Source organism: Shigella sp. FC1661 (assembly GCF_001712525.1).
In the GTDB taxonomy this organism is placed as follows: Bacteria; Pseudomonadota; Gammaproteobacteria; order Enterobacterales; family Enterobacteriaceae; genus Escherichia; species Escherichia coli.
Genome location: NZ_MDGW01000080.1, coordinates 1 through 8,489, shown reverse-complemented (window position 1 = coordinate 8,489; position 8,489 = coordinate 1). Strand labels below are relative to the sequence as shown.

The window sequence follows — 8,489 nt, the reverse complement described above, 5'->3', positions numbered from 1 at the left end:
GCTGGCTGTTTTACGCGTATGACAGGATACGGAGGACGGTTGTGGCGCACGTCTTCGGTGAACGCACTCTGGCCACACTGGAGCGTCTTCTGAGCCTGCTGTCGGCCTTTGAGGTCGTGGTATGGATGACGGATGGCTGGCCGCTGTATGAATCACGCCTGAAGGGAAAGCTGCACGTTATCAGCAAGCGTTACACTCAGCGCATTGAGCGACATAATCTGAATCTGAGACAACATCTGGCAAGGCTGGGACGGAAGTCACTGTCGTTCTCAAAATCGGTGGAGCTGCATGACAAGGTCATCGGGCATTATCTGAACATAAAACACTATCAGTAAGTTGGCAGCATTACCCGACAAGGCAACATAACACCTTACCTACAAAACAGAAAATCAACATTACGGCAACAATAAGGGTTCTCGGTGTTTTTCCTGGAACATGGTAAAGTAAGGACATTCTTAACCCCCACTTTGAGGTGCCCGATGGAAAAGACCACAACGCAGGAGTTATTAGCGCAGGCTGAAAAAATCTGCGCGCAGCGTAATGTGCGCCTGACCCCACAGCGCCTGGAAGTGTTGCGCCTGATGAGTCTGCAGGATGGCGCTATCAGCGCTTATGATCTGCTTGATTTACTGCGCGAAGCTGAACCGCAAGCCAAGCCGCCAACGGTTTATCGCGCGCTGGATTTTCTGCTTGAGCAAGGTTTTGTGCATAAGGTGGAATCCACCAACAGTTATGTGCTCTGTCATCTGTTCGACCAGTCCACCCATACTTCAGCCATGTTTATTTGCGATCGCTGCGGCGCAGTGAAAGAAGAGTGTGCAGAAGGCGTGGAAGACATCATGCATACGCTGGCGGCAAAAATGGGGTTTGCCCTGCGGCATAATGTGATTGAAGCACATGGGCTCTGTGCGGCATGCGTGGAAGTGGAAGCGTGTCGTCATCCTGAACAGTGCCAGCATGATCACTCTGTGCAGGTGAAAAAGAAACCGCGTTAAGAGGGCGTACATCCTTGTACACGTCGGGCAGGAGGGATTAATTACCAGCGATATTCATTGCGGGTTTCCCAATCCACGACCTCTTTTTCTGCCTGATCTTTCTGATAACCATAACGTTCCTGGATTTTACCGACCAGTTGATCACGTTTACCTTCAATGATCGTCATATCATCATCGGTCAGTTTGCCCCATTGCTCTTTCACTTTACCTTTAAACTGTTTCCAGTTACCGCCGGCTTCATCTTTATTCATAATCAAGACCTCATCGTTAGGTTGTGAATGAGAGTACGTTCACTTTTCTTCTGAACGTGAGATTAAGTGTAGTCAGCAATTTGGCTTAGGATTATTTATTCAGAATTTTTAACCGTCACGTTGCGGCAAACCAGGTACCGTTGCGCCAGTGACGCCGCCAGATAGCCGCCAGAGAAAGCCCGCGCAACGCCAGAAAGACGGTTAACGCCAGCCACAAAGCATGATTACCCAGCCACGGCAGCGTAAGGAGCGTCAACGCAAAACCTGCGGCGGCCACCGCCATACTGTTACGCATTTCGGCTGCGCGCGTTGCGCCTATAAACATGCCGTCCAGCAGATAACACCAGACGCCAACCAACGGCAAAATCACCTGCCAGATAAGATAGCGGTCGGCCAGCTGCTGAATCTGGGTTAACGACGTCAGCAACGCAATGATGTGTTCCCCTGCCAGCAAATAAACTACCGAAAACAGTAACGCTACGATCCCCGACTGGCGGCACGCTGCCCGCCAGACATCCAGCAACTGGCTACCGTCGCGCGCACCGTACGCCTGACCGGAATGCGCTTCAACCGCGTAGGCAAAACCATCCAGCGCATAGGCGGTAAAGGTGAGTAGCGTCATCAGAACCGCGTTAACAGCGATAATGTCACTCCCCAGTCGCGCACCAAGTACGGTGATCGCGCCGAAACAGAGTTGCAACAACAGCGAACGCAGCATGATATCGCGGTTAAGCGCCAGCAAGCGACGGAAGTTTCCTCGCCAGGCAGTTTTCAGCATTTCGCCGGAAATTCCGCGTAGTTTGAGGATTTTACGCACCATTAGCAGACCAATCAGCAATGTTGCATATTCCGCAATAACCGTCGCCAGCGCCGCGCCCTGCACGTTCATATGCAGCCCCATCACCAGCCAGACATCCAGCACAATGTTGAGGATATTGCCGACCACTAACAAAATTACTGGCGCACGGGCATATTGCACGCCGAGTAACCAACCAAGTAATACCAGATTCGCCAGCGACGCCGGTGCGCTTAACCAGCGGATTTCAAGAAAGCGCCGCGCCTGTTCCAGGACTGCTTCACTACCGCCAACAATATGCAGTGCCAGATCGATAATCGGTGTACGCAGCAGCGCAATTAACGCCCCTGCCCCCAACGCCAACAGCAACGGTTGCACCAGCGCACGGGCTAATGCCTGAGGATTTTTGGCACCATAAGCCTGCGCAGTCAGCCCGGTGGTGCTCATGCGTAAAAACAGCAACAGCATAAAGAGAAAGCTGGTCGCCGTTGCACCAACCGCCACGCCGCCCAAATAAACTGGACTATCAAGATGACCAATTACCGCCGTATCGACCAGTCCCAGCAACGGAACGGTGATATTGGAGAAAATCATGGGTAAGGCGAGATGCCAGAGTGCTTTATCAGATGAAGTGAGGAATGCCATGCAGACAAGCCTGATGAAGAGAGATGAAAAACAAACCGCGACGCCTGGCGGCATCGCGGTCTCAGAGATATGTTACAGCCAGTCGCCGTTGCGAATAACTCCAACCGCCAGCCCTTCAATGGTGAAGCTCTGCTGACGAAGGTCAACGACAATTGGTTTAAACTCGCTATTTTCTGGCAACAGTTCGACTTTATTGCCCTGTTTTTTCAGGCGCTTAACGGTAACTTCGTCATCAATACGTGCGACAACGACCTGACCGTTACGTACATCCTGAGTTTTATGCACTGCCAGCAAGTCGCCATCCATAATGCCAATATCTTTCATCGACATCCCGCTGACGCGCAGCAGGAAATCAGCATTCGGCTTGAACAAGGAAGGATCGACCTGATAATGACCTTCAATATGCTGCTGCGCCAGAAGCGGTTCACCGGCAGCCACACGACCTACCAGCGGCAACCCTTCTTCCTCTTCCTGCAACAGACGAATCCCGCGTGATGCGCCGGAAACAATTTCAATAACTCCTTTGCGTGCCAGCGCCTTCAGATGTTCTTCAGCCGCGTTTGGGGAACGGAACCCCAAACGCTGCGCGATTTCCGCACGCGTCGGCGGCATACCTGTCTGGCTGATGTGATCACGGATGAGATCAAACACCTCTTGTTGCCTGGCCGTTAACGCTTTCATTCCGCCCCCTGGGTGTATATACAGTTATACTGTGAGTATATACAGCAAAAGGCGATTTTGGAACCATAAACTGCACAATAAACCAGAGATTTATCGAATTCTGGAAGGGTTATCCAAAATGCGACCATAACAGGATGCACCAGGTTATCACGGCGACGATAATCGCAATCAGCACCGCGGCGGATCCCATATCTTTTGCGCGTCCGGAAAGCTCATGGTATTCAGAGCCAATTCGGTCAACCACTGCTTCGATGGCGCTATTGAGGATTTCCACAATCATCACCAGCATCACGGAGCTGATAAGCAGCACGCGGGTAATTGCGTCCACATCCAGCCAGCAGGCGATGACCACCGCCAACAATACCGCTACGCCTTCCTGACGGAATGCCGCTTCGTTGATCCATGCAGCGCGTAAACCTTTCCAGGAATAGCCAGCAGCTTTGATAATTCGGGTGAATCCAGTGGTATTATTGGCCATTGAAAGAACCTTTTTACATTATGAGCGTCAATATCAGTGTACCGTTAAATCCGATGATTCGGGTTTGCGTAACGCCGCGCGAAACATGAGCGGATACCACAGAATTTCCCATGACTTTCTGCTATCCTTGCCGCGCATTTGCATTATTAACCAGAGGCTTTACATCGTTTATGTCCGGCTGGCCACGAATTTACTACAAATTACTGAATTTACCATTAAGCATCCTGGTAAAAAGCAAGTCTATTCCGGCAGATCCTGCCCCGGAACTGGGGCTGGATACCTCTCGTCCAATTATGTACGTTTTACCGTACAACTCGAAAGCAGATTTGCTGACGTTACGCGCCCAGTGTCTGGCTCATGACTTGCCTGACCCGTTAGAGCCGCTGGAAATCGACGGCATGCTACTGCCGCGCTATGTGTTCATTCACGGCGGGCCGCGTGTATTCACCTATTACACGCCGAAAGAAGAGTCTATTAAGCTGTTCCACGACTATCTCGATTTGCACCGTAGCAACCCAAATCTGGATGTGCAGATGGTGCCAGTATCGGTGATGTTTGGTCGCGCGCCGGGGCGTGAAAAAGGCGAAGTAAACCCGCCGCTGCGTATGCTTAACGGCGTACAGAAATTTTTCGCCGTACTGTGGCTCGGTCGCGACAGTTTTGTGCGTTTCTCGCCGTCAGTTTCGCTGCGCCGTATGGCGGATGAACACGGCACGGATAAAACTATCGCACAGAAACTGGCGCGCGTGGCGCGTATGCACTTTGCCCGTCAACGTCTGGCTGCTGTGGGCCCACGTCTGCCTGCTCGTCAGGATCTGTTTAATAAGCTGCTCGCCTCCCGCGCCATTGCCAAAGCGGTAGAAGATGAAGCGCACAGCAAAAAAATCTCCCATGAAAAAGCGCAGCAGAACGCGATTGCGCTGATGGAAGAGATTGCGGCGAATTTCTCTTACGAGATGATCCGCCTGACTGACCGCATTCTGGGCTTCACCTGGAACCGACTTTATCAGGGCATCAACGTCCATAACGCCGAGCGCGTTCGCCAGCTGGCCCACGACGGTCATGAGCTGGTGTATGTGCCTTGCCACCGCAGTCACATGGACTACCTGCTACTTTCTTACGTGCTGTACCACCAGGGGCTCGTGCCGCCGCATATCGCCGCCGGGATCAACCTGAATTTCTGGCCGGCCGGGCCGATTTTCCGCCGTCTGGGGGCGTTCTTTATTCGCCGTACGTTTAAAGGCAATAAACTTTATTCCACCGTTTTCCGTGAGTATCTCGGCGAACTGTTCAGCCGTGGTTATTCCGTCGAGTATTTCGTGGAAGGCGGTCGTTCCCGTACGGGGCGTTTGCTGGATCCGAAAACCGGTACGCTGTCGATGACCATTCAGGCGATGCTGCGTGGCGGCACGCGTCCGATTACGCTGATTCCGATCTATATCGGTTATGAGCACGTCATGGAAGTGGGGACTTACGCCAAAGAACTGCGCGGTGCGACGAAAGAGAAAGAGAGCCTGCCGCAGATGCTGCGCGGTTTAAGCAAGCTGCGTAATCTCGGTCAGGGTTACGTCAACTTCGGTGAACCAATGCCGTTGATGACCTACCTTAACCAGCATGTACCTGACTGGCGTGAATCTATCGATCCCATCGAAGCGGTGCGTCCGGCATGGTTAACGCCGACGGTCAATAATATTGCTGCCGATCTGATGGTACGCATTAACAACGCAGGCGCGGCAAACGCCATGAACCTCTGCTGTACCGCGCTACTGGCATCACGTCAGCGCTCACTTACCCGCGAGCAGTTAACCGAGCAACTCAACTGCTACCTGGATCTGATGCGCAACGTACCTTACTCCACGGACTCTACCGTTCCTTCAGCCAGCGCCAGCGAGCTTATCGATCACGCGCTGCAAATGAACAAGTTTGAAGTTGAGAAAGACACTATCGGCGACATCATCATTCTGCCGCGCGAGCAAGCGGTGCTGATGACCTACTATCGCAACAACATTGCGCATATGTTGGTGCTGCCTTCGCTGATGGCGGCAATTGTCACCCAGCATCGCCACATCTCCCGCGACGTATTGATGGAGCACGTCAATGTGCTTTACCCAATGCTGAAAGCGGAGCTGTTCCTGCGCTGGGATCGCGACGAGTTGCCGGACGTTATTGATGCGTTGGCAAATGAGATGCAACGTCAGGGGCTGATTACCCTGCAAGATGATGAGTTGCATATCAACCCGTCGCATTCTCGCACGCTACAGCTGCTGGCCGCAGGCGCGCGCGAAACGCTGCAACGTTATGCCATCACCTTCTGGCTGTTGAGCGCTAACCCGTCGATCAACCGCGGTACGCTGGAGAAAGAGAGCCGCACCGTCGCGCAACGTCTCTCCGTGCTGCACGGTATCAACGCGCCGGAGTTCTTCGACAAGGCGGTGTTCAGTTCTCTGGTGCTGACGCTGCGTGATGAAGGGTATATCAGCGATAGCGGCGATGCCGAACCGGCAGAAACGATGAAGGTTTATCAGTTGCTGGCGGAGTTGATTACATCAGACGTGCGTTTGACGATTGAGAGTGCGACGCAGGGCGAAGGGTAACCAGAGAGAATTGCCGGATGCGGCGAAAACGCCTTATCCGGCATTCCATAATCTGCAAATTCAATAAATTGCGATGTGTTGTGTAGGCCTGAGAAGCGCCGCGCATCAGGCAACCCAGAAGAAAGCCGATGATCATCCGGCTTTTTTACATCATCAGAAATGCCAGTAACTCATTGCCAGCCCTAAAAATAGTACCAGACCAACATAGTTATTATTCATAAATGCTTTAAAGCAGGCTTCACGCTCGCGGTTGGCAATCAGTTTTTGTTGATAAACAAACAGCGCGCCAGCCACCAGAATTGACCAGTAATATCCCCAGCCTAAGCCATTTAACTCACCGATGATCGCCATCAGTGCCAGTACGCCAATCTGCAAAATACCAATAATCAATTTATCGTATTGGCCGAACAGGATTGCCGTGGATTTAATGCCAATCTTCACATCATCATCGCGGTCAACCATCGCATACTGCGTGTCGTAAGCCACCGCCCAGAGAATATTGGCGAGGAACATTAACCAGCAACTCAATGGCACCGACTCACTCACAGCGGCAAAAGCCATTGGAATCGACCAGCCAAACGCCGCGCCCAGCACCACTTGCGGGAGATGGGTATACCGCTTCATAAACGGGTACACCCACGCCAACGCCAGAGCGGCAATCGACAACAGAATGGTCATCGTATTCAGCGTCAGTACCAGTAAAAACGAAATCAGTACCAGCACTACAAACAGCGCGCGCGCCTCTTTCTCTGTTACCGCGCCGCTGGGAAGTGGTCGGTTCGCCGTGCGCTTAACATGACCATCAAACTTTCGGTCAGCATAATCATTCACCACACATCCGGCAGCGCGCATCAGCCAGACACCCGCGACAAATACCGCCAGGATCCAGAGCTGAGGAACGCCCGGTGTCGCCACCCACAACGCCCATAATGTTGGCCAGAGCAGCAGTAACGCGCCAATTGGCTTATCCGTACGCATTAAGCGATGAAACGCCAGCAGCTTATTCTGCGTCAGACTCCACTCCATATTTTTTTCCTCTTAGTACAACGGTGACGCCGGTAAAAACAGTTCTGTTAACAACAGCGGTTTACCGCTTAATCGCAGGCGGGAACGTCGCCCCCACAGCCCGGCATCACGGCCTATCTCAATAAAGTCCCGGGTTAATGTCGATGATGTGAACAGATAGCGTCCTAACGGCGTTTTACCCAATTTTTGTAACGCCAGCTCCGGCCCGCTTAACGTTGACACAGGAACGACGGTACGACCGGCAAGCCACGGTTCACCATCGGCACATAACAAAATTTCACGTAACCAGTAACGAGACTCTTTCGGCAGCAGCGGCAGTTCTTCGGGGATTTCATTCTGCTCGACAAACCCTTCGCGGATCATCGTCACGCTTACCGTTTTTCCCTGCTGTTCAAAACGTTTTGTCATGGAATCCTCCAGCAACAGCCAGTCGAGCAGTTGCGGATCCAGGGCAGGGATCTCTTTAAAATAGCGCAGCGCACGCAGTTGCGTTAACGCGGGGTGTGACATGCCGAACTCTCCGTTACATAACGTAAAGGCATTGTATCGCAGAAAAGTGTTTACGGGAGATGTAAAGCAAATTAAGTGATCTAATGCGCAACAAAAACGCAACAATCGCATGAAGTGGTAAATCGCTTTTGAACCTTACGCTTTGCCGATGCCCGCGCTGGCGAGGGCAACCATAGGGGCATCACCGCCCAGGATGCCAGGAACGGTGATGTTTTCCTTTACTTAAGCACCCTTATTCATTATACGATAAGCTCGCCAACTCGCAGTAAAAATGGGGAAAAGCGCATGTTTATCCTGAGATTTGGAGTTGAAAAGTGTTTCCTGAGTAAGATTAACAGGCAACATCTTATGTCAGGATTTATAGATACACGTGGAATTCCAATTGGTATCTTTTGTAGGATTCAACATATCATGTAAGGCAGTATGACTTTCCGTGAGACAGATGCTGGCCAACGTGGGATATTTAACGCGGGTTAACATCGTTGTCAGAGCCGCATGGGTGAGCTGTTGCTA

The 8,489-nt window shown here is 52.0% G+C and carries 8 protein-coding genes and 2 pseudogenes; 3 read left to right on the top strand and 7 right to left on the bottom strand.

Annotated elements, in window-relative coordinates:
• Together BFF42_RS06035 and zur are read left to right on the top strand one after the other, a co-directional pair.
• A pseudogene (locus tag BFF42_RS06035) lies at positions 1-335 on the top strand (IS1-like element IS1X2 family transposase); the annotation flags it as partial.
• A gap of 144 nt (positions 336-479) precedes the next feature.
• Positions 480-995: a zinc uptake transcriptional repressor Zur gene (zur, locus tag BFF42_RS06030; RefSeq protein WP_004988057.1), complete on the top strand. Its 516-nt coding sequence runs from the start codon at positions 480-482 to the stop codon at positions 993-995.
• 41 nt (positions 996-1,036) lie between these two features.
• Here zur and BFF42_RS06025 read toward each other — a convergent pair whose 3' ends face one another.
• From BFF42_RS06025 to dgkA, 4 genes are all read right to left on the bottom strand, one after another.
• Entirely contained in the window at positions 1,037-1,246 is a 210-nt protein-coding gene (locus BFF42_RS06025; RefSeq protein WP_001030593.1) for a CsbD family protein, read from the bottom strand.
• A 115-nt stretch (positions 1,247-1,361) separates the two neighbouring features.
• On the bottom strand, positions 1,362-2,687 hold the full coding sequence (dinF, locus tag BFF42_RS06020) for an MATE family efflux transporter DinF (protein ID WP_001308275.1): 1,326 nt from the start codon (positions 2,685-2,687) through the stop codon (positions 1,362-1,364).
• 72 nt (positions 2,688-2,759) lie between these two features.
• Positions 2,760-3,368 carry a transcriptional repressor LexA gene (lexA, locus tag BFF42_RS06015; RefSeq protein ID WP_000646078.1) on the bottom strand — a complete coding sequence of 203 codons (609 nt, stop codon included), beginning with the start codon at positions 3,366-3,368 and terminating at the stop codon, positions 2,760-2,762.
• A gap of 109 nt (positions 3,369-3,477) precedes the next feature.
• Positions 3,478-3,846 (bottom strand): diacylglycerol kinase, encoded by a 369-nt coding sequence (gene dgkA, locus BFF42_RS06010; RefSeq protein WP_000002907.1) that lies wholly within the window; start codon positions 3,844-3,846, stop codon positions 3,478-3,480.
• A gap of 170 nt (positions 3,847-4,016) precedes the next feature.
• Here dgkA and plsB point away from each other — a divergent pair, with 170 nt between their 5' ends.
• Positions 4,017-6,440, top strand: coding sequence for a glycerol-3-phosphate 1-O-acyltransferase PlsB (plsB, locus tag BFF42_RS06005; RefSeq protein ID WP_012421231.1), 2,424 nt, complete (start codon positions 4,017-4,019; stop codon positions 6,438-6,440).
• Positions 6,441-6,593: 153 nt separating this feature from the next.
• Here plsB and ubiA read toward each other — a convergent pair whose 3' ends face one another.
• The 3 genes and pseudogenes from ubiA to BFF42_RS05990 all read right to left on the bottom strand — a co-directional run.
• Complete coding sequence (ubiA, locus tag BFF42_RS06000) at positions 6,594-7,466, bottom strand: 4-hydroxybenzoate octaprenyltransferase (RefSeq protein WP_000455227.1); 873 nt, start codon at positions 7,464-7,466, stop codon at positions 6,594-6,596.
• A gap of 12 nt (positions 7,467-7,478) precedes the next feature.
• Complete coding sequence (gene ubiC, locus BFF42_RS05995; RefSeq protein WP_001295693.1) at positions 7,479-7,976, bottom strand: chorismate lyase; 498 nt, start codon at positions 7,974-7,976, stop codon at positions 7,479-7,481.
• Between the two features lie 222 nt (positions 7,977-8,198).
• A pseudogene (locus BFF42_RS05990) lies at positions 8,199-8,405 on the bottom strand (SopA family protein); the annotation flags it as partial.
• Positions 8,406-8,489 lie beyond the last annotated feature (84 nt).

Bases quoted from the DNA above. Each gene is read 5' to 3' on its own strand.
- zur (WP_004988057.1), top strand. From the start codon at position 480: ATGGAAAAGACCACAACGCAGGAGTTATTAGCGCAGGCTGAAAAAATC.
- BFF42_RS06025 (WP_001030593.1), bottom strand. From the start codon at position 1,246: ATGAATAAAGATGAAGCCGGCGGTAACTGGAAACAGTTTAAAGGTAAA.
- dinF (WP_001308275.1), bottom strand. From the start codon at position 2,687: ATGGCATTCCTCACTTCATCTGATAAAGCACTCTGGCATCTCGCCTTA.
- lexA (WP_000646078.1), bottom strand. From the start codon at position 3,368: ATGAAAGCGTTAACGGCCAGGCAACAAGAGGTGTTTGATCTCATCCGT.
- dgkA (WP_000002907.1), bottom strand. From the start codon at position 3,846: ATGGCCAATAATACCACTGGATTCACCCGAATTATCAAAGCTGCTGGC.
- plsB (WP_012421231.1), top strand. From the start codon at position 4,017: ATGTCCGGCTGGCCACGAATTTACTACAAATTACTGAATTTACCATTA.
- ubiA (WP_000455227.1), bottom strand. From the start codon at position 7,466: ATGGAGTGGAGTCTGACGCAGAATAAGCTGCTGGCGTTTCATCGCTTA.
- ubiC (WP_001295693.1), bottom strand. From the start codon at position 7,976: ATGTCACACCCCGCGTTAACGCAACTGCGTGCGCTGCGCTATTTTAAA.